General features: G+C 72.2%; 26 protein-coding genes. 16 read left to right on the top strand and 10 right to left on the bottom strand.

All coding sequences use genetic code 11. From position 1 onward, the window contains the following. Positions 1 to 6 precede the first annotated feature (6 nt). The 3 genes from ACWEEU_RS00280 to ACWEEU_RS00270 all read left to right on the top strand — a co-directional run bounded on the left by ACWEEU_RS00280 (position 7) and on the right by ACWEEU_RS00270 (position 3,377). Positions 7 to 1,398, top strand: a complete 1,392-nt coding sequence (locus tag ACWEEU_RS00280; protein ID WP_385749913.1) for a cystathionine beta-synthase — start codon at positions 7 to 9, stop codon at positions 1,396 to 1,398. A 420-nt stretch (positions 1,399 to 1,818) separates the two neighbouring features. Beyond that, positions 1,819 to 2,661: a MurR/RpiR family transcriptional regulator gene (locus tag ACWEEU_RS00275; RefSeq protein ID WP_385749911.1), complete on the top strand. Its 843-nt coding sequence runs from the start codon at positions 1,819 to 1,821 to the stop codon at positions 2,659 to 2,661. A gap of 113 nt (positions 2,662 to 2,774) precedes the next feature. After that, positions 2,775 to 3,377, top strand: a complete 603-nt coding sequence (locus ACWEEU_RS00270; RefSeq protein WP_451726875.1) for a hypothetical protein — start codon at positions 2,775 to 2,777, stop codon at positions 3,375 to 3,377. Here the strand turns inward: ACWEEU_RS00270 and ACWEEU_RS00265 are convergent, their stop codons facing one another. From ACWEEU_RS00265 to ACWEEU_RS00245, 5 genes are all read right to left on the bottom strand, one after another. Next, complete coding sequence (locus ACWEEU_RS00265; RefSeq protein ID WP_161181059.1) at positions 3,378 to 3,752, bottom strand: hypothetical protein; 375 nt, start codon at positions 3,750 to 3,752, stop codon at positions 3,378 to 3,380. A gap of 20 nt (positions 3,753 to 3,772) precedes the next feature. Further along, on the bottom strand, positions 3,773 to 4,270 hold the full coding sequence (locus tag ACWEEU_RS00260; protein ID WP_385750764.1) for a roadblock/LC7 domain-containing protein: 498 nt from the start codon (positions 4,268 to 4,270) through the stop codon (positions 3,773 to 3,775). Positions 4,271 to 4,301: 31 nt separating this feature from the next. Then, positions 4,302 to 5,144: a transcriptional regulator gene (locus ACWEEU_RS00255; protein ID WP_385750762.1), complete on the bottom strand. Its 843-nt coding sequence runs from the start codon at positions 5,142 to 5,144 to the stop codon at positions 4,302 to 4,304. Continuing rightward, positions 5,141 to 5,530, bottom strand: a complete 390-nt coding sequence (locus ACWEEU_RS00250; protein ID WP_161181056.1) for a hypothetical protein — start codon at positions 5,528 to 5,530, stop codon at positions 5,141 to 5,143. The genes ACWEEU_RS00255 and ACWEEU_RS00250 overlap by 4 nt, the downstream gene beginning before the upstream one ends. A 179-nt stretch (positions 5,531 to 5,709) precedes the next feature. After that, positions 5,710 to 7,131 (bottom strand): diaminopimelate decarboxylase, encoded by a 1,422-nt coding sequence (locus ACWEEU_RS00245; RefSeq protein WP_451726869.1) that lies wholly within the window; start codon positions 7,129 to 7,131, stop codon positions 5,710 to 5,712. Between the two features lie 142 nt (positions 7,132 to 7,273). Between ACWEEU_RS00245 and hutU the strand changes: the two genes are divergently transcribed. The 4 genes from hutU to hutI all read left to right on the top strand — a co-directional run bounded on the left by hutU (position 7,274) and on the right by hutI (position 12,784). Further along, the gene (gene hutU / locus ACWEEU_RS00240) at positions 7,274 to 8,938 is read left to right on the top strand and encodes a urocanate hydratase (RefSeq protein WP_385750757.1); all 1,665 of its coding nucleotides are present in this window, start codon (positions 7,274 to 7,276) and stop codon (positions 8,936 to 8,938) included. 107 nt (positions 8,939 to 9,045) lie between these two features. Then, on the top strand, positions 9,046 to 10,248 hold the full coding sequence (locus ACWEEU_RS00235) for an allantoate amidohydrolase (RefSeq protein WP_385750767.1): 1,203 nt from the start codon (positions 9,046 to 9,048) through the stop codon (positions 10,246 to 10,248). Next, positions 10,245 to 11,582 carry a formimidoylglutamate deiminase gene (locus tag ACWEEU_RS00230; RefSeq protein ID WP_451726866.1) on the top strand — a complete coding sequence of 446 codons (1,338 nt, stop codon included), beginning with the start codon at positions 10,245 to 10,247 and terminating at the stop codon, positions 11,580 to 11,582. The genes ACWEEU_RS00235 and ACWEEU_RS00230 overlap by 4 nt, the downstream gene beginning before the upstream one ends. Positions 11,583 to 11,608: 26 nt before the next feature. Then, complete coding sequence (hutI, locus tag ACWEEU_RS00225) at positions 11,609 to 12,784, top strand: imidazolonepropionase (protein ID WP_451726863.1); 1,176 nt, start codon at positions 11,609 to 11,611, stop codon at positions 12,782 to 12,784. 35 nt (positions 12,785 to 12,819) lie between these two features. Here the strand turns inward: hutI and ACWEEU_RS00220 are convergent, their stop codons facing one another. Both ACWEEU_RS00220 and ACWEEU_RS00215 read right to left on the bottom strand, forming a co-directional pair. Further along, the gene (locus ACWEEU_RS00220; RefSeq protein ID WP_451726860.1) at positions 12,820 to 14,346 is read right to left on the bottom strand and encodes a ricin-type beta-trefoil lectin domain protein; all 1,527 of its coding nucleotides are present in this window, start codon (positions 14,344 to 14,346) and stop codon (positions 12,820 to 12,822) included. 185 nt (positions 14,347 to 14,531) lie between these two features. Then, positions 14,532 to 15,428, bottom strand: coding sequence for an RNA polymerase sigma factor SigF (locus tag ACWEEU_RS00215; RefSeq protein WP_451726857.1), 897 nt, complete (start codon positions 15,426 to 15,428; stop codon positions 14,532 to 14,534). A 248-nt stretch (positions 15,429 to 15,676) separates the two neighbouring features. Between ACWEEU_RS00215 and ACWEEU_RS00210 the strand changes: the two genes are divergently transcribed. Together ACWEEU_RS00210 and ACWEEU_RS00205 are read left to right on the top strand one after the other, a co-directional pair. Beyond that, positions 15,677 to 16,054 (top strand): STAS domain-containing protein, encoded by a 378-nt coding sequence (locus tag ACWEEU_RS00210; protein WP_018548091.1) that lies wholly within the window; start codon positions 15,677 to 15,679, stop codon positions 16,052 to 16,054. A gap of 287 nt (positions 16,055 to 16,341) precedes the next feature. Then, entirely contained in the window at positions 16,342 to 16,902 is a 561-nt protein-coding gene (locus ACWEEU_RS00205; RefSeq protein WP_385751535.1) for an ATP-binding protein, read from the top strand. A 192-nt stretch (positions 16,903 to 17,094) separates the two neighbouring features. Here the strand turns inward: ACWEEU_RS00205 and ACWEEU_RS00200 are convergent, their stop codons facing one another. After that, complete coding sequence (locus ACWEEU_RS00200) at positions 17,095 to 18,597, bottom strand: oligopeptide:H+ symporter (RefSeq protein WP_385748337.1); 1,503 nt, start codon at positions 18,595 to 18,597, stop codon at positions 17,095 to 17,097. 491 nt (positions 18,598 to 19,088) lie between these two features. Here ACWEEU_RS00200 and ACWEEU_RS00195 point away from each other — a divergent pair, with 491 nt between their 5' ends. Both ACWEEU_RS00195 and ACWEEU_RS00190 read left to right on the top strand, forming a co-directional pair. Further along, complete coding sequence (locus ACWEEU_RS00195) at positions 19,089 to 19,766, top strand: response regulator transcription factor (protein ID WP_018548088.1); 678 nt, start codon at positions 19,089 to 19,091, stop codon at positions 19,764 to 19,766. Between the two features lie 162 nt (positions 19,767 to 19,928). Next, positions 19,929 to 21,203, top strand: a complete 1,275-nt coding sequence (locus ACWEEU_RS00190; RefSeq protein WP_385748335.1) for an ATP-binding protein — start codon at positions 19,929 to 19,931, stop codon at positions 21,201 to 21,203. Positions 21,204 to 21,422: 219 nt separating this feature from the next. On the opposite strand, the gene ACWEEU_RS00185 is transcribed toward ACWEEU_RS00190, so the two are convergent. Further along, positions 21,423 to 21,914, bottom strand: coding sequence for a GtrA family protein (locus tag ACWEEU_RS00185; protein WP_385748332.1), 492 nt, complete (start codon positions 21,912 to 21,914; stop codon positions 21,423 to 21,425). A 195-nt stretch (positions 21,915 to 22,109) separates the two neighbouring features. Here ACWEEU_RS00185 and ACWEEU_RS00180 point away from each other — a divergent pair, with 195 nt between their 5' ends. From ACWEEU_RS00180 to ACWEEU_RS00160, 5 genes are all read left to right on the top strand, one after another. Then, entirely contained in the window at positions 22,110 to 23,249 is a 1,140-nt protein-coding gene (locus ACWEEU_RS00180; RefSeq protein WP_385748330.1) for a 5-(carboxyamino)imidazole ribonucleotide synthase, read from the top strand. A 20-nt stretch (positions 23,250 to 23,269) separates the two neighbouring features. Continuing rightward, entirely contained in the window at positions 23,270 to 23,767 is a 498-nt protein-coding gene (purE, locus tag ACWEEU_RS00175; protein WP_385748341.1) for a 5-(carboxyamino)imidazole ribonucleotide mutase, read from the top strand. Between the two features lie 5 nt (positions 23,768 to 23,772). Beyond that, entirely contained in the window at positions 23,773 to 24,951 is a 1,179-nt protein-coding gene (locus ACWEEU_RS00170) for a dipeptidase (protein WP_451726849.1), read from the top strand. Positions 24,952 to 25,143: 192 nt separating this feature from the next. Further along, the gene (locus tag ACWEEU_RS00165) at positions 25,144 to 25,416 is read left to right on the top strand and encodes a type II toxin-antitoxin system Phd/YefM family antitoxin (RefSeq protein ID WP_385748325.1); all 273 of its coding nucleotides are present in this window, start codon (positions 25,144 to 25,146) and stop codon (positions 25,414 to 25,416) included. Beyond that, positions 25,413 to 25,676: a Txe/YoeB family addiction module toxin gene (locus tag ACWEEU_RS00160; protein ID WP_161179842.1), complete on the top strand. Its 264-nt coding sequence runs from the start codon at positions 25,413 to 25,415 to the stop codon at positions 25,674 to 25,676. Before ACWEEU_RS00165 ends, ACWEEU_RS00160 begins: the two co-directional genes overlap by 4 nt. Before the next feature lie 13 nt (positions 25,677 to 25,689). On the opposite strand, the gene ACWEEU_RS00155 is transcribed toward ACWEEU_RS00160, so the two are convergent. Next, on the bottom strand, positions 25,690 to 26,046 hold the full coding sequence (locus tag ACWEEU_RS00155) for a VOC family protein (protein WP_385748322.1): 357 nt from the start codon (positions 26,044 to 26,046) through the stop codon (positions 25,690 to 25,692). Positions 26,047 to 26,058 lie beyond the last annotated feature (12 nt).

The following is a 26,058-nucleotide window of genomic DNA, read 5'->3' as shown; positions in this document are numbered from 1 at the left end:
ACAACGGTGCAATTCCACGACTCGATGATCAGCCTCGTCGGCAACACCCCGCTGGTGAAGCTCAACAACGTGACCGAGGGCATCCAGGCCACCGTCCTGGCCAAGGTGGAGTACTTCAACCCCGGCGGTTCCGTGAAGGACCGCATCGCCCTGCGCATGATCGAGGCGGCGGAAGCGAGCGGCGAACTCGAGCCGGGCGGCACGATCGTCGAGCCGACCAGCGGCAACACGGGTGTCGGCCTCGCCATCGTGGCCCAGCAGAAGGGGTACAAGTGCATCTTCGTGTGCCCCGACAAGGTCAGCCTAGACAAGATCAACGTGCTGCGCGCGTACGGCGCCGAGGTCGTGGTCTGCCCGACCGCCGTGGACCCCGAGCACCCGGACTCCTACTACAACGTCTCCGACCGGCTGGTGCGTGAGACGCCGGGCGCCTGGAAGCCGGACCAGTACTCCAACCCCAACAACCCGCTCTCCCACTATCACTCGACCGGCCCCGAGCTGTGGGAGCAGACCGAGGGGAAGATCACGCACTTCGTGGCGGGCGTGGGCACCGGTGGCACCATCTCGGGCACCGGCCGTTATCTGAAGGACGTCAGTGACGGCAAGGTCGCGGTCATCGGCGCCGACCCGGAGGGCTCGGTCTACTCCGGCGGCTCCGGCCGTCCGTACCTGATCGAGGGCGTCGGCGAGGACTTCTGGCCCACCGCCTACGACCGCACGCTGGCCGACGAGATCGTGCCGGTGTCCGACAAGGACGCCTTCCAGATGACCCGGCGCCTGGCCAAGGAGGAGGGCCTGCTCGTCGGCGGTTCCTGCGGCATGGCGGTCGTCGCCGCGCTGCGCGTGGCCGAGCGGCTCGGCCCGGACGACGTGCTCGTCGTGCTGCTCCCGGACAGCGGCCGCGGCTACCTCTCGAAGATCTTCAACGACGAGTGGATGGCCGACTACGGCTTCCTGGAGGACGAGGGCCCCAGCGCCCGCGTCGCCGACGTGCTCAACGACAAGGAGCACGGCTCCATCCCCTCCCTGGTGCACATGCACCCCGAGGAGACCGTCGGCCAGGCCATCGAGGTGCTGCGCGAGTACGGCGTCTCGCAGATGCCGGTCGTCAAGCCGGGCGCCGGCCACCCCGACGTGATGGCCGCCGAGGTCGTCGGCTCGGTCGTCGAGCGCGAGCTGCTGGACGCGCTGTTCTCGCAGCGCGCCTCGCTGGGCGACCCGCTGGAGAAGCACATGTCGGCCCCGCTGCCCCAGGTCGGCTCCGGCGAGCCGGTCGCGGACCTGATGCAGGTGCTCGGCTCGGCGGACGCCGCGATCGTGCTGGTCGAGGGCAAGCCGACCGGTGTCATCAGCCGCCAGGACCTGCTGTCCTTCCTGGCCAAGGGCGGCAAGAGCTGAGGCGTTGGCACCCCTCTCGCCGACCCGTGGCGCACACGGCATCTGAGTGTCACGTGCGCGCAGCACGTGCTTAACACGGGTCCCGCACAGTGGTGGGTACCGGCAGGGCGGGAGCGGCTCCCCGCCCGGGCCGGTGCCGTACGGCGTCCCAGGAACCTCCGGAGCGGCTCCCGGACCTCCATGGACGCCAAGGACGCGCTCGCCTGGCCTGACCGGGCGCGCGTCCCTCGCGGGGACCGCCGTCGTCCCGCCCCCCGGTGACGGGGGTGCGGCGGTCCCCGCGCAAACCGCTTCCCGCGCCCTCGCGCCTTCCCTTTCTCCGCCCGCCTCCGCCATACCCCGGGCATCGCGCACCCCGCCCCTGTATAACGGTATGCAGGGAGCCTTCGGAGTGAATAGCGGGTGGGGCCGGTGAGAGGGATGAGTGTGGGCGACAGTCCTGCGAAACGGTTGCAGGCGCTCTTCGAGGGGCACCGGCTCACACCGACCCAGCGGCGCATCGCGCACAGCATGGTGCGCCGGGCCGCCGACGTGCCGTTCCTGTCCAGCGTGGAGCTGGCGGACCTCGCCGGGGTCAGCCAGCCCTCGGTCACCCGCTTCGCCGTCGCCCTCGGCTTCGACGGCTATCCGGCGCTGCGCCGCCATCTGCGCGAGGTGGTCCCGGTCGAACCCGCCGCCGAGCAGGGCTCGTTCAACGAGTACCAGCAGGCCGTCGAGGCCGAGATCGAGAACCTGCGCCATCTGGCCGACCTGCTCGCGGACCCGGCCCCGGTCCAGCAGGCGGGTCTGCTGCTCGCCGCCTCCCGGCCGCTGCCGGTGCTCGGTCTGCGCGCCGCCGCCCCGCAGGCGTTCGGCTTCGCCTACTTCGCCGCCAAGGTCCACCCCGACGTACGGCTGCTGGACGAGGGCGGCTCCATGGTGCAGGACCGCATCGAGGCCGCCGTACGCGCCGGTGCCTCCGCGCTGCTCTGCTTCGCGCTGCCCCGGCATCCGCGCGAGGTGCTCGACGCCCTCGCCTACGCCAAGGAGGCGGGGCTCACCGTCGTGACCGTGGCGGACTCCGTGTTCGCGCCGGTCGCCAAGCACTCCGACCTGCTGCTGCCCGCCGCCGTCGGCACCGGGCTCGCCTTCGACACCCCGTGCGCGCCGATGATGCTCGGCCGGGTGCTCCTGGAGGCGCTGTGCGACGGACTGCCGGACGCCCAGGCCCGGTTGGAGGAGTTCGACGCGCGGGCCGCGGCCCGGGGACTTTTCGTGGAGTGAACCGGCGCGCTCTTAAGACTCGTCTCAGGTTCCGGCGCTAGCGTGCCGCGCTGACACAGGTGATCCCCGGCGCGGACCGGGTGATCGACGAGACCGTGACACGGGAGGGTGACGTGGCGCGTGGAGGACGCGAGGGACGCGGCGGGCACGGGCTGGCCCGGGTGGCCGTCGTCGTACGGGCCGGAGCCGCTCCGCTCGGCTGGCTCGGCGTGTTCGCGGCGGGGATCGGCGCGGTGCCGTCGGGACTGACGGGCCGAACGCCCGGCGCCCTGGCCGGGGTTGTGCTGTTCGTCGCAGCGGCCGCCGTGGTGGCGCTGACGCGCCGGAAGCGCTACGTGGCGCTCGCGCGCGGTGCGGCCCGGGCGGGACGGCACGACGTGCTCCAGGACCGCCGGGTGTCCGTGCGCGCCTGGCGCCGGGGACACCGCTGGTGGCTGCTCCTGGCCTTCGTCGCCGCGCTCGGCAGCGCCTTCGCGGTGCCCGTGGCCGGGGGAACGCTGCTCGCCGGGGCCGGTCTCGGACTGCGGCTGAAGGCGGCCTGGATCGGGCGGCGCGAACGCGCGCTGGACGCTCTGCTGTGGGTGCGGGTCGACTGGCTCGACGGGCGGGGCGGCGCGCCCGTCGGCAAGGCGGTCAGGGCGCTGCGCGCCACGGGCGTCGCGGCCGGCGACGCGGCCCCGGGCGGGGCCCGCCGCCGTACCCCGGCCGCCGTGTGATCAGACCTCCAGCTCCGCCTCGATCCGCTTGAGCTGGTGCCGGGCCATCGCCAGGTTGGCCCGGCCCGACTCCAGGACCAGGTAGAGGAAGAGACCGTTGCCGCCGCGCCCGGTGAGCAGGCGGATCAGGTGGTACTGGTCGGACAGCGTGATCAGGATGTCCTCGATCTCGGCGTTCAGACCCAGGTGCTCCATGGTGCGCATCTTGGCGCGGATCACGTCGGTGTTGCCCGCGGCGGCGACGTTCAGGTCGAAGGTCTTGCTGCCGCCCATCGTGCCCAGCGCCATGCCGCTGGTGTAGTCGACGAGCGCGACGCCCGTGGCGCCCTCGATGGTCGTGAGCGCTTCTTTCAGGGCCGTCTCGGTGTTCGCCATGGTGGGGTCCTTTCGGAGGTTCAACTGTCGGTTGCGGTAGGTGTCTCGGTGGTCGGGGTGCGCAGGACGCGCGGGGTGCGGGTGCGCGGCGGCACCGGCCGGGCGGGCCGCTCGACGGGACGCGTGCGGGCCTCCGCCTCGGCGGCGTCGAGCAGTTCGCCGACCCGGGCGCCGGAGCGGCGGCCCTCCAGGTGCAGCCGGCCGACGTTGACCCGGTCCTGCGCGAGCAGCGTCAGTACGGCGGTGCGCCCGGCCGCGTAGGTCGCGACGTAGCCGCGCTCGCCGCGCACCAGCAGCTCGCGGAAACCGCCGTTGCCGGTGGCCTCGGCGACCCGGACGGAGACACCGAGCGCGGCAGCGGTCAGCGCCGCGAGCCCGTCGGGGTCGACGCCGGGGGTGTCGTGGGCGACGACCAGGCCGTCCACACCGGCCGCGAGGGCGCCGGTGAGCTGGGGGACCCGGGTGCGCAGCCGCCGCAGCTCGTCCAGGACGGCTTCCAGGTCCTGTTCACGCAGCATCAGCTCTGTCCTTTCGGCGGGGCGGTGCCGTTCAAAGGGCCTCCAGCGCATCCCTGAGCCTCTTCAGCAGCGCGATGTCGGGATCGGTGACCGTCAGCAGGGGGGAAGCCGGCGGGAGCGGCGGCGGGGCTGGCGCGGGGTGCGCCGGGTCGGGCGCGCCGCGCACCGGGGCGAGGAGCCCGGCCGCCGTGAGACGGCGGACGTCCACCAGCGTGTGGAACGCCTGCCGCCCCAGTTCCCGGGCGATCAGGGTGGCCGTCAGGACGCCGTCGGCCCGCTCCAGGACCGCCCTGCGGCGGGCGGTGACCGGCGCCGCCGCCACCGGCGCGGCCCGGGCCAGCGGCGCGCTGTCGGTCGCCGGGTCGGGCCACAGCCGGTGCAGCAGCAGCCGGCGGCGCAGCGTCTCGCGCTCCAGCGCGACCACCGGGACCGAGGGCAGCGGACCCGCGCCGGGCGAGCCGTCGTAGCGGAAGCGGCCCGGGGTGCTGCTCGGGGAGAGCGCGAAGTACCCGGCGTCGTACAGCGCGTCCAGGTGGCACAGTTCCAGCGCGCCCTCGGGCAGCAGCCCGGAGTCGAGCAGCAGCCGGGCGGCCTCCGGGACGGTCGCCGTCCGCTCCGCCGCCCGCTGCCAGGCGGTGGCGGCGAGGGTGCCGTGGGCGGTCAGCAGTACGTCCAGGCCGGGCGCGAAAGGGCTCTCGGCGTGCACCACCCGCCCCCGCACCAGATACAGCGTGCCGTGCTCGCGGACCAGGACGCCGGTGGCCTCCTCCTCGGCCAGGCGCCGCAGCATCGGGGACACAGCGCCCGCGGCTCTCTCGTGCGGTCCCGTTCTGTCCCGCACCGGCAGCGGCGGAGGTATCTCGACCACGGTCATCCCAGCACCAGCCGGGAGGCCATCTCGCCCAGCCGGATGCGGGCGAGGGCGAGGTTGCCCTCCTCGCGCCCCAGCCACAGGTGCAGGAAGACGCTGCTGTCGAAGGACGTGTCCACGAATCTCAGCAGGTGGTAGCTGTCGTGGTTGCTGACGATCACGTCCTCGACCGGTGGCCGCCCCTCGTCGGGTCCGGCGGCGGCGAACGCGCCGTGCTCGGCGGTCATCCGGGCCAGTTCGGCGGCCTCGGCGGCCGTGGTCTCGTGGTCGCCGCCGGGCGCCTCCCCGACGGTGCCGAGGGCCAGTCCGCTCGTCCAGTCCACCAGCGCCGCCCCCCGGGCGCCGGGCAGCCGCATGGCTTCCAGTAAGCACTCGTCGATTCCGGGCACCGTGGCTCCCCTCCCGCCTGTGACTCCGGTTGAGTGACAACGACACTACGCATCGTGTGCGTGACGGGTGAGGGCTTTGGCATTTTCCGTTGGAACGTGCGCCCGGCGCGCTAATGTGGCTCGATTGGCCCGCGTTTCATGGAGGTTGGTCCCTTTGTCCATGGGCCGCCCGGCCCGCGTCAACGGCTCCCGAACGCACCCAGGGTGGTGAGCGCGGCCGCGTGCGCCCCTCCGGATTCGGCCACGATCTCCGCCACCGTCTGCGGCGCCCGTACGGTCGCGAACGCCACGCCTCCCGAGCCGTCCGGCACGAAGCCGTAAATCCCGGGCCGAGCAAGGGAGTTGTAGGGGTAGTGGTGGGCGAAGGCGTACGCGCCCGTGTCCAGGACCGCCGCGAGGTCACCCTGCTCCAGCGCGGGCAGCGAGCGTCCCTCGGCCAGCAGGTCGCCCGTGAAACAGGCCGGACCGGCGACGTCCTGCACCACCTCGGGCCCGGACTTGGGCCGCCCCTCGGCGTCGTACGCCGCGATCCTGAGCGGCCACAGCGCCGGCGCGTACACGGTCCGGGTCGCCACCTGGACCCCCGCGTGCGTGACCGCGATCCGCCGCCCGCCCGCGCTCTTGGCGTACTCCACCCGGGCCACCACCGTGCCGTGCTTGGCCAGCAGCGACCGGCCGAATTCGGTCACCAGGCCGTACCGCCCGTCGAACAGCCCCGGCACCTCCTCGGCCAGCAGTCGTGCGTAGCGCGCATGCCCCGGGCCCGCCGCCTCCGAGCCGAAGTCCACCGAGAGGCCGCCGCCGATGTCGACGGTGTCGATCTGCTGCCGCCCGGCCCGCGCGTTGACCTCCTCCGCGAGCGCGTACGCCTCCGCCACGCCCCGCGCCAGCAGCGGCAGCGGGATGCCCTGCGAGCCGGTGTGGGTGTGCAGCCGGGTCAGCCACGGCCGGTCCAGGAACGCCCGCACGACCCACTCCCTGGCCCCGTCGTCGCGCAGCCCCACCCCGAACTTGGAGGTCGCCGTCGCCGTCGACGTCGCCCCGATGGAGCCCGCGCCGAGCTGCGGATTGACGCGGATGCCGAGCGGGGAACGGGTCGGCGCGGCGCGCACCAGCGCGTCCATGCGGTCCAGTTCCTGCGGGCTGTCCGCGTTCACGGCGACCCCGAGCGCCAGAGCCTCGCGCAGCTCCCCGGTGGTCTTGGCGGGGGAGTCCAGCACCGTGCGGGACGCGGGCACCCCGGCCGCGCGTGCCAGCGCCAGCTCGCCGGGGCTCGCCGCCTCGGCGCCCAGGCCCTCCGCCTCCAGCAGGCTCAGCACGGGCACCAGCGGGGCGGCCTTCACGGCGAAGGCGTGCAGCACGGGCGTGCCCGGCGGCACCACGGCGTCGAACGCGGCGCGCAGGGCGGCGGCCGAGGCGCGGATGCCGGCGACGTCCAGGAGGGCGACGAGCGGGGTGTCCGGGCCGAGGAGCCCCTGCGTCACGGCGGCACGGACGGCGGCGTCACGCCGGGCCGCGCGCGCCCGTGCGCCGCCGTCCTCGCCGGGGTGCGTGTGCTCGGGGAGATCCTGCTCGGTGCCGTGCTCGGTGTCCTGCTTCACGGGGTGCCCCTCCTGCCGTGCTCGCGTCCGTCGTCCGTTCCAGCCAAACACCCGCGACGCGCGGACGCGGCCGCCCCACGCTATTGACTAGCCCTATTCACGACTGGAGGATGTGAATAGCCGTAGCTACAGGAGGACGAAGATGTCAGGACCTCGGCCCGTACGAGCACCGCGCGGCACGGAACTGAGCGCGCTGGGCTGGCAGCAGGAGGCCGCCCTGCGGATGCTCCAGAACAACCTCGACCCCGAGGTCGCCGAGCACCCCGACAAGCTCGTCGTCTACGGCGGCACCGGCAAGGCCGCCCGCGACTGGCGCTCCTTCGACGCCATGGTGCGCACCCTGCGGACGCTGAAGCAGGACGAGACCATGCTGGTCCAGTCCGGCCGCCCGGTCGGCGTCATGCAGACCCACGAGTGGGCCCCGCGTGTCCTCATCGCCAACTCAAACCTCGTCGGCGACTGGGCCAACTGGGAGGAGTTCCGCCGCCTGGAGGCCCTCGGCCTCACCATGTACGGCCAGATGACCGCCGGTTCCTGGATCTACATCGGCACCCAAGGCATCCTCCAGGGCACCTACGAGACCTTCGCCGCCGTCGCCGCGAAGAAGTTCGGCGGCACCCTGGCCGGCACCATCACCCTGACCGCCGGACTCGGCGGCATGGGCGGCGCCCAGCCCCTTGCCGTCACCATGAACGACGGCGTCGCCATCTGCATCGACGTCGACCCCCGCGCCATCGAGCGGCGCATCGAGCACAAGTACCTCGATGTGAAGGCCGACAGCCTGGAGCACGCCCTCCAGCTCGCCACCGAGGCCCGCGACGCCCGCCGCCCCCTCTCCATCGGCGTGCTCGGCAACGCGGCGGACCTGGTCCCGCGGCTCCTCGCCATGGGCGCCCCGATCGACATCGTCACCGACCAGACCTCCGCCCACGACCCGCTGGCGTACCTCCCGGTCGGCGTCGACTTCGAGGACATGGCCTCCTACGCCGCCAAGGACCCGGCCGGGTTCACCACCCGCGCCCGCGAGTCCATGGCCCGGCACGTCGAGGCGATGGTCGGCTTCATGGACGCGGGCGCCGAGGTCTTCGACTACGGCAACTCCATCCGCGGCGAGGCCCAGCTCGCGGGCTACGACCGCGCCTTCGCCTTCCCCGGCTTCGTCCCCGCCTACATCCGCCCGCTCTTCTGCGAGGGCAAGGGCCCCTTCCGCTGGGCCGCCCTCTCCGGCGACCCGGCCGACATCGCCAAGACCGACCGTGCGCTGCTGGAGCTGTTCCCCGAGAACGAGTCCCTCGCCCGCTGGATCAAGATGGCCGGCGAGCGCGTGCACTTCCAGGGGCTGCCCGCCCGCATCTGCTGGCTCGGTTACGGGGAGCGGGACAAGGCGGGCGAGCGGTTCAACGACATGGTCGCGAGCGGTGAGCTCGCCGCTCCGCTGGCCATCGGTCGCGACCACCTCGACTGCGGATCCGTCGCGTCGCCCTACCGGGAGACGGAGGCGATGCTCGACGGGTCCGACGCGATCGCCGACTGGCCGTTGCTGAACGCCATGGTCAACGTGGCATCCGGGGCGTCCTGGGTCTCCATCCACCATGGTGGCGGTGTTGGCATGGGGCGGTCGATCCACGCCGGGCAGGTCACCGTGGCGGACGGTACGCCGCTGGCGGGGGAGAAGATCCGTCGGGTGCTCACCAACGACCCCGGCATGGGCGTCATCCGGCACGTGGACGCCGGCTACGACATCGCCGAGTCCGTCGCCGAGGAGCGGGGTGTGCGGGTGCCCATGCGTGAGGGTGACGAGGCGTGAGGCACGGCGGGGCTTCGCCCGGTCGGGCTGGGGGCGGTCGTTCCACGGAACGGAACGGGTGGGCGCGGCCGGTGGACGGCAGCGGCGCCGGTTCCTCCTTCCACCAGATGTGGCGTGAGCTGCTCCCCATCGGGCGCAGCTCCGCCTCCGGCGGCTACCGGCGCCACGCCTGGACCGGTGCCGACGCCGACTGCCGCGCCTGGTTCCGGGAGCAGGCCGAGGCGCGCGGGCTGGACTACGAGGTCGACCGGAACGGCAACCAGTGGGCGTGGCTCGGTGACCCTGCCGCAGGGGACGCCGTCGTCACCGGCTCGCATCTCGACTCCGTCCCGGACGGCGGTGCCTTCGACGGGCCCCTCGGGGTGGTGTCCGCCTTCGCGGCGCTGGACGAACTCCGGTCGCGGGACGTACCGCTGGACCGGCCGCTCGCCGTCGTCAACTTCGGAGACGAGGAAGGGGCGCGGTTCGGGCTGGCCTGTGTGGGGTCTCGGCTCGCCGCAGGGCAGCTCACCGTCGAGCAGGCGCGTCTGCTGACCGACGGCGACGGGATCACCCTGCCCAAGGCCATGGAGGCCGCCGGACACGACCCGGACGGCATCGGGGCCGACCCCGAACGCCTCGCCCGCATCGGTGCCTTCGTCGAGCTGCACGTCGAACAGGGCCGGGCGCTGGACCTGTCCGGCGACCCGGTCGGCATCGCCAGTTCCATCTGGCCGCACGGACGCTGGCGCTTCGACTTCCGGGGCGAGGCCAATCACGCGGGCACGACCCGGCTCGGGGACCGGCGGGACCCGATGCCCGCCTATGCGGAGACCGTGCTGGCCGCGCGGCGGGCGGCCGAACTCGCCGGTGCCGTGGCGACGTTCGGAAAGGTCGCCGTCGAGCCCAACGGGGTCAACGCCATCCCCTCCCTGGTGCGCGGGTGGCTCGACTCCCGGGCCGCCGGGCAGGAGACCCTGGACACGGTCGTGCGGGAGATCGAGGGCGCCGCGCGGGAGCACGCGGCGGCGCACGGGATCGACCTGGAGGTCGTACGGGAGTCGTTCACCCCCGTCGTGGAGTTCGACCACGCGCTGCGCGACGAACTCGCCAGGCTGCTCGGCCGGGACGCCGACCTCAAGGTGCCGGTGCTCGGGACCGGCGCCGGGCACGACGCCGGGATTCTCGCGACGAGCGTGCCGACCGCCATGCTGTTCGTGCGCAACCCCACCGGTGTCTCGCACTCCCCGGCCGAGTTCGCCGCCGAGGACGACTGCGTGGCCGGGGTGCGCGCGCTCGCCGACGTACTGGAAGGACTGGCCCGCAGGTGACCAAGGGGACCTATTGGCTGGAGCACGCCTGGCTCGGTGACCGCGTCGAGCCCGGCGTGAGCGTTCAGGTGGCGGACGGCCGCATCACCGCCGTCCGCACCGGTACGGACGCCCCGCCGCCCGGCGCCGAGATCCTGCGGGGTCTCACCCTGCCGGGGCTCGCCAACGCCCACAGCCACGCCTTCCACCGCGCCCTGCGCGGCACCGTCCAGGTCGGCAGCGGCACCTTCTGGACCTGGCGCGAGGTGATGTACTCCGTCGCGGACCGGCTGACCCCCGAGACGTACCACGCGCTGGCTCGCGCGGTGTACGCCGAGATGGCACTCGCCGGCATCACCTGCGTCGGCGAGTTCCACTATCTGCACCACGACCGGACCGGCGCGCCGTACGCCGACCCCAACGCCATGGGCGAGGCGCTGATCGCGGCCGCCGCCGAGGCCGGTATCCGGATCACCCTCCTCGACACCGCGTATCTCTCCTCCGGCTTCGGCGAGCGGCCCACCGCCCACCAGCTCCGCTTCTCTGACGGCAGCGCGGAAGCCTGGGCCGCACGCTGTTCCGTTCTCAAGGAACAAGAGCACGCGCGGATCGGAGCGGCCGTCCACTCCGTACGGGCCGTGCCCGCCGAGCAGTTGTCGACCGTCGCCCGCTGGGCGAAGGAGCGGCGGGCCCCGCTGCACGTCCATCTGTCGGAGCAGACCGCCGAGAACGACGCGTGCCTCGCCGCGCACGGGGTCACCCCGACCCGGCTGCTCGCGGAGCACGGCGTGCTCGGCCCGCGCACCACCGGGGTGCACAACACCCACCTGACCGAGGAGGACATCGCGCTCCTCGGCGACTCCGGCACCGGCACCTGTATGTGCCCGACCACCGAACGCGACCTCGCGGACGGCATCGGACCCGCCGTCGCCCTCCAGCGGGCGGGCTCACCGCTCTCCCTCGGCTCCGACAGCCACGCCGTCATCGACCTGCTCGAAGAGGCACGCGCCATGGAGCTGGACGAGCGGCTGCGCACCCGCGCCCGCGGCCACTGGACGGCCGCCGCGCTGCTGCGCGCCGCCACCGAGGACGGACACGCCGCACTCGGCTGGCCCGAGGCGGGCGCCATCGAACCCGGGCGCGCGGCCGACCTCACGACCATCGCGCTCGACTCGGTCAGGACGGCCGGGCCGCCACCCCGGCTCGGCGCCGAGACGGCCGTATTCGCGGCGAGCGCGGCGGACGTACGGCACACGGTCGTGGGCGGGCGGCACGTCGTACGCGACGGGGCGCACGCGCTCGTACCCGACGTGCCGCGTGCGCTCGCCGACGCGATCGCGGCCCTGAGCGGCTGACCCCCACCGGCACCCACGAGGACACCATGAGCAGCAGCACCGCCATCACCAACATCGCCACGCTGGTCACCAACGACCCCTCCCTCGGTGACGGTTCTCCCCTCGGACTCATCACGGACGCGGCCCTGGTCGTCGACGGCGAACGCGTCGTGTGGGCCGGTGAGTCAAGCAAAGCACCCGCCACCGACAATCGCCTCGACGCCGGTGGAAGGGCGGTCCTGCCGGGCTTCGTGGACTCCCACTCGCACCTGGTGTTCGCCGGGGACCGTACGGCGGAGTTCAACGCCCGCATGTCCGGCCGCTCCTACTCGGCGGGCGGCATCCGCACCACCGTCGCGGCCACCCGCGCCGCGAGCGACGCGGAACTGGAGGCGGGCCTCACGCGGTACCTCGCCGAGGCGCTGCGCCAGGGCACGACCACGATGGAGACCAAGTCGGGCTACGGACTCACCGTCGAGGACGAGACCCGCGCCCTGCGCCTGGCGGCCCGGCACACCGACGAGGTGACCTACCTCGGCGCGCACATCGTCGCGCCGGAGCTGGCCGACGACCCGGCCGCCTACGTCGCCCTGGTGACCGGCGAGATGCTGGACTCCTGCGCCCCGCACGCCCGTTGGATCGACGTGTTCTGCGAGGAGGGCGCCTTCGACGGCGACCAGGCCCGCGCGATCCTCACCGCGGGCCGGGCCAGGGGGCTGCACCCCCGCATCCACGCCAACCAGCTCTCCTACGGCCCCGGCGTCCAGTTGGCCGTCGAACTGGACGCCGCCAGCGCCGACCACTGCACGCACCTCACCGACGCCGACGTGGACGCGCTGGCGAACAGCGACACGGTGGCCACGCTGCTGCCCGGCGCCGAGTTCTCCACCCGCGCCCAATGGCCCGACGCCAGGCGGCTGCTGGACGCCGGGGCGACGGTCGCGCTGTCCACGGACTGCAACCCCGGCTCGTCCTTCACCTCGTCCGTGCCGTTCTGCGTCGCGCTGGCCGTACGGGACATGGGCATGACCCCCGACGAGGCGGTCTGGTCGGCCACGGCGGGCGGGGCGGCGGCCCTGCGCCGCACCGACATCGGCCGCCTCGCTCCCGGTGCCCGCGCCGACCTGGTCCTGCTGGACGCGCCCAGCCACGTCCACCTGGCCTACCGTCCCGGTGTTCCGCTGGTCGGCGAGGTGTGGCGGAACGGCGTCCGGGTGGCCTGACCGGCCCCGTGCCCTCCGCGGCGCGGTCCGCCCCGTCAGCGTGCCCCCGCCCGCCACCGCTGCTCCCGGCCGCCGTCCAGGGGCCGCAGCTCCACCCCGCCGTCGCCGTCGGGCACCACGGCCGTCTCGATGGCGATCTCCGGCCTGATGGTGCCGTCGGGGTCGACCGTGAAGCGGAGGTTCTGGCCGTTGTGGCCGTCGACCGAGTCGCAGGTCCAGATGCCCACGCCCCGGTCGGTGTCGCCCCGGCTGTCCAGGCAGAAGTCGGAGTCGGCGGCCGAGCGGACGACCCCCAGGCCGCTGTCGACGCTCCAGCGCTGGCCGGGCGAGGACGTACAGGGGGCGGTGACGACGTCGGTGCCCTTGTCGAAGTCGCCGTCGCGTACCTCGAGGCACGTGCCCGTGGCCAGGTTCACCACCTGGGCACTGGCGGCGCCCGGGGGCCGGAACGTGGGCGAGGGGCTGGGCTCGTCGTGGGTCGGCCGGGGCGTCGGGCGGTGCGAAGTCCTGTGTGGTGCAGGGGACTTCGCCGTGCGGGACGGCGTGGGAGAGGCGACCGGGGAGGGGGAGAACGTCGTCGTGACCGTCACCTGCGAGGGCGCGGGCGCCGCCACCGGCTGTCCGGGGGAGTCCTCGGTGTGTACGAGCAGGAACACCAGGAGCGAGACGAGGGCCGTTCCCACCGCCAGCGCGGCCGGCAGATGGCGGCGCCGCGGCGGCCGGCTCCGGCGTGCGGCGGTCCCTTCGGGTGCCGGGGCCGGTGCGGGTCCGCCTCGGTGGGCGTATGCCGTGCCGCCCCAGGGGAGCAGCCCCTCCGCGAGGGTCTGCCGGGGGGTGTCCCGCAGCGCGCTCAGGTCCTCGAACGCGGCCGTGCAGCAAGGGCACCGGGCCTTGTGCGTGTCCAGGTCGGCGCTGCGGCGGGGTCCCTCCGGGCGTACCGCCTCCTCGATCAGCCGGCGGAAGTCGGCGCAGCGCGGGTCGTCGGACGCGGCCAGCCGGTGTCGCAGGCACGCCTGGGCCAGTGCCTTCAGGGCCTGCGGGGTGCCGTGGGCGACATCGGCGGGGCGCAGGCCGAGGTAGGCGGCGGTCCGCTCCTGGGGCTCCTCCTCCAGGACGCCGTACCAGACGAGGCCCTGGTCGCGGGAGGGCAGTGACTGGAACGCCGGGAGCAGGGGCGGGGTCGGACCGTCGGGTGCGGCACCGGAGTTGAGCACCAGCAGCAGGCCGGGATCGAGACCCGCCGCCCGCTCGTCACGGGCCCAGGACGCCGCGGCCCGACCCGTCAGGAGCAGCAGGTGGTGGCGCAGCGGCACGCTCGGCTCGATGCCGCGCGCCGTGTCCCGGGCGGCCGTGGTGAGGACCTCGGCCGCCAGGCGGCGGGCGGTGGACTCGCCGGTGGTGCACAGACGGGCGTAGGCGAGTACCGCGGGCTGGTGGCGCCGGCGCAATTCCTGGAGCGCCGGGTATGCCGTCGGGGTAGGGGTGCGGAGCAGTTCGGTGAGCCGCGCGTCCGGCGTGTCCCGGACGTCCTCCTCCGGCCCGGCCCGGTAGCCCTGAGCCATGCGCACCCTCCGTCCCCTGAGGTTCTGACATACCAGCCAGTCGGGTGGCCCATGGTGCTGGAGGGGCGCGATGGGGGAAAGGGGTTACTTCAGGTAACCGATAACGGTTCGCGCACCGGCGGCACGCGGAGGCGGCCCGGCCTCGTCGGCCGGGCCGCCTCGTGAGCGGTGGGTGAGGCGCCGCCTCACTCCTCCACGGTGAGCCCCCGGCGCAGGCGCACCAGCGTGCGCGAGAGCAGCCGGGAGACGTGCATCTGGGAGATGCCCAGCTCGTCGCCGATCTCCGACTGGGTCATGCCCGCCACGAAGCGCAGGGACAGGATCTGCCGGTCGCGGGGCGCGAGTTCGGCGATCAGCGGCTTCAACGACTCGACGTACTCGATGCCTTCGAGTCCGTGGTCCTCGTAGCCGATGCGGTCCGCGAGCGCGCCCTCGGAGTCGTCCTCCTCGGGCTGGGCGTCCAGCGAGGCGGCGGTGTAGGCGTTCGAGGCTGCCATGCCCTCGACCACCTCCTCGTTGGAGATGCCGAGCTTCTCGGCCAGTTCCGCGACGGTGGGGGCGCGGTCCAGGCGCTGGGCCAGCTCGTCCCCGGCCTTGGCCAGGTCCAGACGCAGCTCCTGCAGGCGGCGCGGTACGCGCACGGACCACGAGGTGTCACGGAAGAAGCGCTTGATCTCGCCGATGATGGTCGGCATCGCGAAGCTCGGGAACTCCACGCCGCGCGCCATCTCGAAGCGGTCGATCGCCTTGATCAGGCCGATGGTGCCGACCTGGACGATGTCCTCCATCGGCTCGCTGCGCGAGCGGAAGCGGGACGCGGCGAACCGGACGAGCGCCAGGTTCAGTTCCACGAGGGTGTTGCGGACGTAGGCGTGTTCGTAGGTGCCTTCCTCCAGCGACTCGAGGCGCTCGAAGAGGGTCTTGGAAAGGGCCCGCGCGTCCACCGGGCCGACCTCGTCGTAGGGCGGGATCTCGGGGAGTCCCGCCAGGGGGTCGAGAGGATCGATGGCGTGATCCAGTTGGTCCGGTGGGGGTGTCGACGTCGCGATCGGGGTATGCGATGCGTCGAGCCGGGGTGACATGGGTGTCCTCCATCGTTCTCGGCATAAGGCTGCCGAAGCCGAAATACGTGCACTGCGGTGTGCGGCGCCTCCGAAGCCGGCGTGCGGGCGTATGTGTCCCTACTAGCCCTACCCGCTTCATGGAGTCGATGGCAAGTTCCTTATCTGGGCATATGCCCGTTTTTGCGGGGTTGTTCAGGTGTCGGAGTGCGTGGGGAAGGCGTAGTGTTCGAGGGCATCAGCAGCCACGACCTCGGGAGAGAGACGGCATGGACCACGGGACGGTCGGCAGCGCACAGTCGGGCCGGCTTCTGGTGGAGGTGCGGGAAGAGGGCTCCAGCGCCGTAGTGACACCGGCGGGTGAACTCGATCACCACACCGCCGATCTACTGCGCGAGCCGCTCGACGACCTCCTGGCGAAGGGCTTCTCGCGCCTTGTCGTGGACTGCTCGCGACTGGAGTTCTGCGACTCCACGGGCCTCAACGTCCTGCTCGGCGCGCGGCTCAAGGCCGACGCCGCGGGCGGTGGGGTCCATCTGGCCGGGATGCTGCCGGTCGTCGCGCGCGTATTCGAGATCACGGGGGCGGAGGCGGTGTTCACCGTCCATGACTCCCTGGACGCCGCCCTGGCCGGCGAGGACGGCTGACGCCGCGCCCCTTCCGCGCCCGCGCCGGTCCGGCGCACCGGTCACGCGCAACACGCGGGTGTTCCGGCGCATCGGTCGGGCAGGAGAACATTCTGAATCTGTCGGCCGCCGGCCGCTCCCTTCCGGGAACCGGCGTACGGCCTGGACGCGACGTAGGGGTGGAGGCGTACGGGCGAGAGCGGCGGAGTGGGCGCTCTTGGGCGCCGTGCGGGCGGCGGACCGCCCGCGATCCGAATGGAGTCGGACTTTTGAATCGTGAACTGGCGAATCGGTGAGGTGAAGCGCTGATGAGCACCACCCGGCCCTACTCGCCGGGCGACCGCGGCCCGGAGCCGAGCGGCGCTTCCGGGGTGCCCGAAGGGAGTGCGCCGTCCGACGGCGCGTCCGCGGGGGCCGCAGCGCCGCCCGCGCCCGTGGAGGGCGTCCGGGAGGCGCAGGGACGGCAGGCCCGCAGACTGAGCCTGGACGGCGAGAGCGGGGTGGTGCCGCTTGCCCGGGACTTCACCCGCCAGGCGCTGTACGCCTGGGGCTGGCTGCCCGCCGCGGGCGCGGAACAGCGCGCCGCCGCGGAGGACGTCCTGCTCGTCGTCTCCGAGCTGGTCACCAACGCCTGCCTGCACGCGGGGGGCCCCGACGAGCTGTACCTCACCTGCGACCGCAAGGTGATCCGCCTCGAGGTCTCCGACCGCGGCACCGGACAGCCCGCACCCCGCACCCCGCACCGTGCCGGCCGCCCCGGCGGCCACGGCATGTTCATCGTCCAGCGCCTCTGTCTCGACTGGGGCGTCGTCCGCAACCCCGACCACCCCGGCAAGACGGTCTGGGCGGAACTGGGCGCCCCGGCGTGACCCCCGCGGCGCTTCGACGCCGCCCGACGCGAACGCCCTCCCGCGGATGACCCCGCCGGGAGGGCGTCGCTCGTTGTCCGGGCCGCCTGGGCGGCGGGGCGAGACCGGTGCGGGCCGACTGCGCTCTCGGGTACGTGGAAGGGGCCCCGCATCCTCAGGATGCGGGGCCCCTTCGAGCGTGGTGGGCGCGGGTCAGTTGACCGAGCCCATCATCGCCTTGACCTTCTTGCGGTACATCCAGACCGCGATGCCGGCGACGACCGCGAGCACGGCCTCCAGGCCGACGAAGCCCATGCGGTCGAGGTTGACGCCGCCGACCGCCGGGTTGGACAGCAGGGCGGTGATCGAGTCGCCCGCGGTGACCGCGAGGAACCAGACGCCCATCATCTGCGAGGCGTACTTCTTCGGCGCCATCTTGGTGGTCACGGACAGACCCACCGGGGACAGCGTCAGCTCACCGATGGTCTGCACGAAGTAGATCGCGACCAGCCACAGCGCGGCCGCCTTGTGACCGCCCTCGGCGATGGACAGCGGGGCCAGGAAGAGGAAGAACGAGGCACCGACCAGCACCAGACCGGAGGCGAACTTCACCATGGTGCTCGGCTCCTTGCCGCGCCGGTTCAGCCACAGCCACAGCCAGGCGAACACGGGGGCCAGGGCCATGATCATGACCGGGTTGACCGACTGGTACCAGGAGACCGGGAAGTTCCAGCCGGCGATCGTGTTCTTCGCCGACGCGTCGGCGAAGATCGACAGGGTCGAACCACCCTGGTCGTAGATCATCCAGAACACGGCCGCGGCGACGAAGAACCAGATGTACGCCGACACCTTCGAACGCTCGGAGTCGTCCAGGTCCTTGTCCCGGCGGATACGGGCGATCACCATGATCGGGATGACCAGGCCGATGATCGTCAGCGGGATCAGCGCCCAGTTCAGGGTGAAGTGACCCGTGCCGCCGACGATGCCGTAGAACACCGCGGCGATGGCGAGCCAGACCAGGCCCTTGCGCAGCGTGGACCGCTTCTCCTCGGCGGTGAGCGGCGTCGGGACGACGTTGCTCTGCTCGCTCAGGTGACGGCCGCCCAGCAGGTACTGACCCAGACCCAGCGCCATGCCGAGCGCGGCCAGCGCGAAGCCGAAGTGCCAGTTGACGTTCTCACCGACGGTGCCGATGACCAGCGGCGCGATGAAGGCGCCGAGGTTGATGCCGATGTAGAAGAGCGTGAAGCCACCGTCACGGCGCGCGTCGTCCGGACCCTTGTACAGGTGGCCGACCATGGTGGAGATGTTGGCCTTCAGCAGACCCGAACCGATCGCGACCAGACCCAGGCCCACGAAGAAGCTCGCGGAGACCGGCAGTGCCAGGCACAGATGGCCAAGCATGATGATCAGACCGGAAACGGCCACCGTCCGGCGAGGACCGAGCAGACGGTCCGCGACCCAGCCGCCGGGAAGGGCGAGCAGGTAGACGAGCGACACGTACACGGAGTAGATCGCGGTCGCCGTGCCCGCGTTCATGTGCAGGCCGCTGGGGGCGACCAGGTACAGCGGGAGCAGGGCCCTCATGCCGTAGTAGGAGAAACGCTCCCACATCTCGGTCATGAAGAGGGTGGCCAGTCCGCGGGGGTGGCCGAAGAAGGTCTTCTCGGCCCCGATGTCCGGGCGGACCGAGTCCTTCGTCAGGCTGGACGCCATGGTCGTTCCTTGCTGGTCGGGACGCGCGTTGGAGCGCGGCGCGCCCGGTGGGGGTGCGGCCGGCACCGGCGGGTCGGTCGTCCACCCCCACGCCCAGGGGGCCCCGCCTCCCAGGAGAGCGGTGGACGGCGACCACCGAGATCCACGCCCCGTACGCGTCACTGCGTCCGGAGCCCGGCCAGAGGTCATTCCTTTCGAGGCTGAACATCGTCAGCCCGCACATCGAAGAAGAGACCCTCGGCGACATGTGCCCGCCAAGAGGTCCCCGGTGTGTGCTACAGGCGTTCAGATCACCATACGGCAGGAGACTGCCGGATATGGAAGGACTTGAGACGCGGATCACAGGAAACAGGGGAACCGCGCAAGGGGTTTCCAAGGCTCTTCCACGATCCCACGCCGCGAGCAATGGTTTGTACCAGCGGGGGACAAAGGTAAGAGCACGGAGGCGGACCACACCCCGACTCCACGCGCGGGCGGTCTACCATCACCTCATGACCCGTGTACTGCTCGCCGAGGACGACGCGTCCATCTCGGAGCCGCTGGCCCGCGCCCTGCGCCGGGAAGGTTACGAGGTCGAGGTCCGCGAGGACGGCCCCACCGCGCTCGACGCCGGAATGCAGGGCGGTGTCGACCTGGTCGTGCTGGACCTGGGCCTGCCCGGCATGGACGGCCTCGAGGTCGCCCGCCGCCTGCGCGCCGACGGCCACACCGTGCCGATCCTCATCCTGACCGCGCGCGCCGACGAGGTGGACACCGTCGTCGGTCTCGACGCGGGCGCCGACGACTACGTCACCAAGCCGTTCCGGCTCGCCGAGCTGCTCGCCCGCGTCCGGGCGCTGCTGCGACGCGGCGCGACCGAGCCCCAGCAGCCGCCGGCCACGCACGGCGTGCGGATCGACGTCGAGTCGCACCGGGCCTGGATGGGCGAGGAGGAACTCCAGCTCACGGCGAAGGAGTTCGATCTGCTGCGGGTGCTGGTGCGGGACGCGGGGCGGGTCGTCACGCGGGACCAGCTCATGCGTGAGGTGTGGGACACGACGTGGTGGTCCTCCACCAAGACGCTGGACATGCACATCTCGTGGCTGCGGAAGAAGCTCGGTGACGACGCGGCGAACCCGCGGTACATCGCCACGGTGCGTGGAGTCGGGTTCCGCTTCGAGAAGAGCTGACTCACGCCGCCGGGTCCCGCCGGTGCGCGGTCCGCAGGGGGCCTGCGGGTTCGTCGGCGGCTCTCCCCTCGTCGTCGCTCTTCGCGCGGTTCCCCGCGCCCCTTAGGGGGTCGCAGCCGGGCGGGGGAGACTGGGGGTCCTTAGTTTCTCCGGAGGGCCCTCGTGCGTCGTCGTCTCATTCAGTCCACGCTTGCCGTCGTGCTGGTGGTGATCGCGGTCTTCGGGGTCTCCCTGGTGATCGTCGAGACCCGGACGATCAGCAACAGCGCCCAGGAACGCGTCGAGTCCGAGGCGGTCCGGCTGGCCAGCATCGTGGACAGCCGCATCCTCGCCTCCGAGCACGTCGACGCCGAAGCGCTGCGCAACCCGGTCAGCAAGGACCAGTACGCCGTCATCCGCGTCCCCGGCCGGGCACCCATCGAGATCGGCACCCGGCCCGAGGGTGACGTCATCCACTCCACGCAGCACGGCGAGGAGGGCGAGACGGTCACCGTGCAGGAGCCCCGCTCCGCCGTGACCCGTGAGGTCGGCCGCACCCTGCTGATCATCGGCCTGGTCGCGCTGCTCGCCGTCATCGCCGCCGTACTGCTCGCCGTACGCCAGGCCAACCGGCTCGCCTCCCCGCTCACCGACCTCGCCGAGACCGCCGAGCGCCTCGGCTCCGGCGACCCCCGCCCCCGGCACAAGCGCTACGGCGTCCCCGAGCTGGACCGGGTCGCGGACGTGCTCGACTCCTCCGCCGAGCGCATCGGCCGGATGCTCACCGCCGAACGGCGCCTGGCCGCCGACGCCTCCCACCAGCTCCGCACGCCGCTGACCGCGCTGTCCATGCGGCTTGAGGAGATCACCCTCACCGACGACCCGGAGACGGTGAAGGAGGAGGCCACCATCGCCCTGACACAGGTGGAGCGGCTGACGGACGTGGTGGAGCGGCTGCTGACCAACTCGCGCGACCCCCGGACCGGCTCCGCCGTCTCCTTCGACCTCGACGAGGTCATCCAGCAGCAGCTCGCCGAGTGGCGCCCCGCCTACCGCAACGTGGGCCGGGCCATCGTCAGCTCCGGCAAACGTCATCTGAAGGCGGTCGGCACACCCGGCGCGGTCGCCCAGGTGCTGGCCGCGCTGATCGAGAACTCGCTGATGCACGGCGGCGGCACCGTCGCCCTGCGCACCCGCGTCATCGGCAACCAGGCCGTCATCGAGGTCACCGACGAGGGCACCGGCATCCCCGCCGACCTCGGCGCGCGGATCTTCGAGCGGACCATCAGCGGCCGCAACTCCACCGGCATCGGCCTCGCCGTCGCCCGCGACCTCGCCGAGGCCGACGGCGGCCGCCTGGAACTCCTCCAGACCCAGCCCGCGGTCTTCGGCCTGTTCCTGTCCCGTACGGCCCCGCCCCCCAAGACGGACGGCGAGGCGCAGCCCACGGTCCGCTGAGGCGGCGCCGGGGAGCCGGAGCGGACCCCAGGGGGAGACGCCCCCGAGGGTCTGTCTGACGATTCTCGTCTGCCGCGCGACGCCATGCACGCACTCTCGCCGCGCCGGCCCCGGACCCCGGTACGTCCAGTACGGGGGTCTGAGGCCGACACGCCGAGAGCACGCACCTGACGCCGCGCGGCCGCCCTCCGGGCGACGACGGGAATGGTCAGACAGGGCTTAGCGCACCCGTTCCTTCTCGTCCGGCCGGGGACCGCCCGAGCCCTTGACGACCGACTCGCCCCCGGCGGGCAGCGCCCGGAAGACCCAGGTGCGGTACGACCAGAAGCGGAAGAGCGTCGCGACGGCGATGCCGACGAACTTGAAGACGTTGCTCTGCAGCGGCGTGTCCCAGCCGAACCCGTAGGTGGCGAGGTACAGCACGCCGTTCTCGATGACGAGGCCGATCGCGCTGAACACCAGGAACAGCGTCAGCTCCCGGGTGCGGCCGCCCTTGTCGCGGTCCCGGTACGTCCAGTAGCGGAAGCCCACGTAGTTGAAGATGATCGCGACGATGGTCGCGATGATGCTGGCGCGCACCACGGGCAGGTCGGAGACATGCCGGACCAGGTTGAACACGCCCAGGTTGACCAGGACACCGGCACCGCCGACGGCACCGAACTTGGCCAGCTCGCGCGCGAGCCGGTTCAGCCCCGAGGAACGGTGTTCCATGGCTGTGCAGCTCCCGTCCGTAGCTTCCGTAGGCCCCGCCATGCTATCCACGAGCCCTTCACGATGCCCGCGCACCTGGCCACAGCCGGGAAACGGGTCGGCAAGAGCGGGGCAAGGGGCGGGTAAGAGAACGCGCACCGGGGCGCGGGGACGCGCGCGAACCGGGCCGGTCCGAGCGGCCGATACGCTAGGGGGGTGACGTTCCCGGTAGTCGGCATGGTCGGCGGGGGGCAGCTCGCGCGTATGACGCACGAGGCGGGCATCCCGTTGGGCATCAGGTTCAAGCTCCTCAGTGACACTCCCCAGGATTCCGCGGCGCAGGTCGTGAGCGATGTCGTCATCGGCGACTACCGCGACCTCGACACGCTGCGTGAGTTCGCGCGCGGCTGTGACGTGATCACCTTCGATCACGAGCACGTGCCGACCGAGCACCTCAGGGCCCTGGAGGCGGACGGCATCCCCGTGCGCCCGGGGCCCGACGCGCTCGTGCACGCCCAGGACAAGGGCGTGATGCGCGCGAAGCTCACGGAGATCGGGGTGCCCTGCCCCCGCCACCGCATCGTGAGCGACCCGGCCGACGTGGCGGCGTTCGCGGCCGAGGGCGAGGGCTTCCCCGTCGTCCTGAAGACCGTGCGCGGTGGCTACGACGGCAAGGGCGTGTGGGTCGTGGACTCCGTCGAGGAGGCCGCCGAACCCTTCCGCGCGGGCGTGCCGGTCCTCGCCGAGGAGAAGGTCGACTACGTCCGCGAGCTGGCCGCCAACGTCGTGCGCTCCCCGCACGGCCAGGCCGTCGCCTACCCGGTCGTGGAGTCCCGCCAGGTCGCCGGTGTCTGCGACACCGTGATCGCGCCCGCGCCCGGCCTGGACGAGGGTCTCGCGCTGCGGGCCGAGCAGATGGCGCTCAACATCGCCAAGGAGCTGGATGTCGTCGGACACCTCGCGGTCGAGCTGTTCGAGACCCGCGACGGCCGTGTCCTCGTCAACGAGCTGGCCATGCGCCCGCACAACTCGGGCCACTGGTCCATGGACGGCGCGATCACCTCGCAGTTCGCCAACCATGTCCGCGCGGTCCTCGACCTCCCCCTCGGCGACCCGCGCCCGCGCGCCCCCTGGACGGTCATGGTCAACGTCCTCGGCGGTGACTACCCGAACATGTACTCCGCGTATCTGCACTGCATGGCCCGCGACCCCCAGCTCAAGATCCACATGTATGGCAAGGACGTGAAACCCGGTCGCAAGGTGGGTCACGTCAACACCTACGGCGACGACCTGGACGACGTGCTGGAACGCGCCCGTCACGCAGCCGGCTATCTGAAGGGCACGATCACCGAATGAGCCCCCTCGTTGGCATCGTCATGGGGTCGGACTCCGACTGGCCCGTCATGGAAGCCGCCGCCCAGGCACTGGACGAGTTCGAGATCCCCTACGAGGTCGATGTCGTCTCCGCGCACCGGATGCCGCGCGAGATGATCGCCTATGGCGAGCAGGCCGCCGAGCGCGGGCTCAAGGCGATCATCGCGGGCGCGGGCGGCGCCGCCCATCTGCCCGGCATGCTGGCCTCCGTGACCCCGCTGCCCGTGATCGGTGTGCCGGTCCCGCTGAAGTACCTGGACGGCATGGACTCCCTGCTGTCGATCGTCCAGATGCCCGCCGGTGTCCCGGTCGCCACGGTCTCCGTCGCCGGTGCCCGCAATGCCGGTCTCCTCGCGGCCCGGATGCTCGCCGCGTACGACGAGGACCTCCTCCAGCGGATGCGGGAGTTCCAGCAGGACCTCAACGACCAGGCCACCGAGAAGGGCAAGCGCCTGCGCTCCAAGGTCGAGGGCTCGAACGGCTTCGGATTCGGGAAGTGACGCGCATGACGTCCCTGGACGAAGCCCGCTCGCTGCTGCGCCAGTTCCCCGTGGTCGACGGCCACAACGACCTGCCGTGGGCGCTGCGTGAGCAGGTCGCCTACGACCTGACCGCGCGCGACATCGCCGGTCACCAGAACGCCCATCTGCACACCGACCTGCCTCGCCTGCGCGAGGGCGGGGTCGGCGCGCAGTACTGGTCGGTCTACGTGCGCTCGGACCTGCCCGACGCGGTGCCCGCGACGCTGGAGCAGATCGACTGTGTGACGCGGCTGATCGAGCGGTACCCGGACGCCCTGGCGCCCGCGCTGACCGCCGCCGACATGGAGGCGGCGCGCGCCTCGGGCCGCATCGCCTCCCTGATGGGCGCCGAGGGCGGGCACTCCATCGCCAACTCGCTCGGCACGCTGCGAGGTCTGTACGCGCTCGGTGTGCGGTACATGACGCTCACCCACAACGACAACGTGGACTGGGCGGACTCCGCGACCGACGAGCCGAAGGCGGGCGGTCTCACGGCCTTCGGCCGCGAGGTCGTCCGCGAGATGAACCGGCTCGGCATGCTCGTCGACCTCTCCCACGTCGCGGCGACGACGATGCGGGACGCGCTGGACGCCTCCTCGGCACCGGTGATCTTCTCCCACTCGTCCGCTCGCGCGGTGTGCGACCACCCGCGCAACATCCCGGACGACGTGCTGGAGCGGCTCCCCGCCAACGGCGGCATGGCCATGGTGACCTTCGTACCGAAGTTCGTCCTCCAGGCCGCCGTCGACTGGACGGTCGCCGCCGACGAGAACATGCGCGCCCACGGTTTCCACCACCTCGACACCACCGAGGAGGGCATGAAGGTCCACCGGGCCTTCGAGGAGACCCACCCGCGCCCCATCGCCACCGTCTCGACGGTCGCCGACCACCTCGACCACATGCGTGAGGTCGCCGGCATCGACCACCTCGGCATCGGCGGCGACTACGACGGCACCGCCTTCACCCCCGACGGCCTGAACGACGTCTCCGGCTACCCCAACCTCATCGCGGAACTCCTCGACCGGGGCTGGTCCAAGCCGGACCTGGCCAAGCTCACCTGGCAGAACGCGGTCCGCGTCCTGGGCGCCGCCGAGGACGTCTCCCACGACCTCCGCGCCACGAGCCCGGCATCCACGGCGACGATCGAGTCCCTGGACGGCTAGCCGACGAGGGCGGGGTGGTCGGTGTAGCCGTCGGCCCCGCCCACGTACATCGGATACCGCTCACGGAGCGGATTGAGCGGCGCGTTCCGGCGCAGCCGTTCCTCACCGAACCTGGAGACGGCTCAGCGGTACCAGAAACCGGTCCCTATGTCGTACCGTTTTCTGGTACCGCTTTCGAGAAGGGTAGGGCCGATGACCATAAGTGCCAGCGAAGCTCGCCGTGACCTGTTTCCTCTGATCAAGCGGGTCAACGAGGACCACACCCCGGTGCGGATCAGCTCCAAGGGGGGCGACGCCGTCCTGATGTCCGCCGAGGACTACGAGTCCTGGCAGGAGACGGTGTACCTGCTCCGCTCGCCCGCGAACGCGCGGCGTCTGATGGAGGCCGTCGCGCGCGACAGGGCGAGTCAGCCCGTCGTCGGCAAGACGCTGGACGAACTGCGAGCGCTGGCGGGCGACGAGTGAGGAGCGTTCACTTCGACCCCGACGCCTGGGAGGACTTTCTCTTCTGGCTCGCCTCCGACCGCCGGATGGCGCGCCGGATCACCCGGCTGATCGGGGAGATCCAGCGCGACCCCTTCAGTGGTATCGGCAAACCGGAGCCGCTCAAGGCCGATCTGTCCGGGTACTGGTCCCGGCGGATCGACGACGAGCATCGGCTCGTCTACCGGGCGGACGACAAGGAAGTGAAGATCCTCAAGGCCCGCTATCACTACCACGACTGACCGGGGCGCCCCTTCAGGACGCGCACAGACAGAACGGATGTCCCGCCGGGTCCGCGTAGACCCGCCATGTGCGGTCGGGCTTGGTGTCCAGCGGCTTGGCGCCGAGGGAGAGGGCGTCCTTCTCGGACTCGTCCAGGTCCGCCACCGTGAGGTCGAGATGGAACTGCTGGGAGGCGTCCGGGGCGGGCCACGCCGGGGGGACGTGGCCGGGGGCTCGCTGGAAGGCGAGGGTCGGGCCGGCGGGGGTCTTCAGGTCGATCCAGGTGTCGTCGCCCTCCGGAGTGCCGCCCAGGAGACCTGCGTAGAAGGCGGCCAGGGTGTGCGGGTCGGGGCAGTCCAGGACGATCGCGCCCAGTGTGGCGAGGGGCATGGCTTCCTCCTC

This window comes from Streptomyces sp. NPDC005004 (assembly GCF_053600675.1).
The sequence above is the reverse complement of the archived record's forward strand: the minus strand, read 5'-3'. Positions and strand labels throughout refer to the sequence as shown.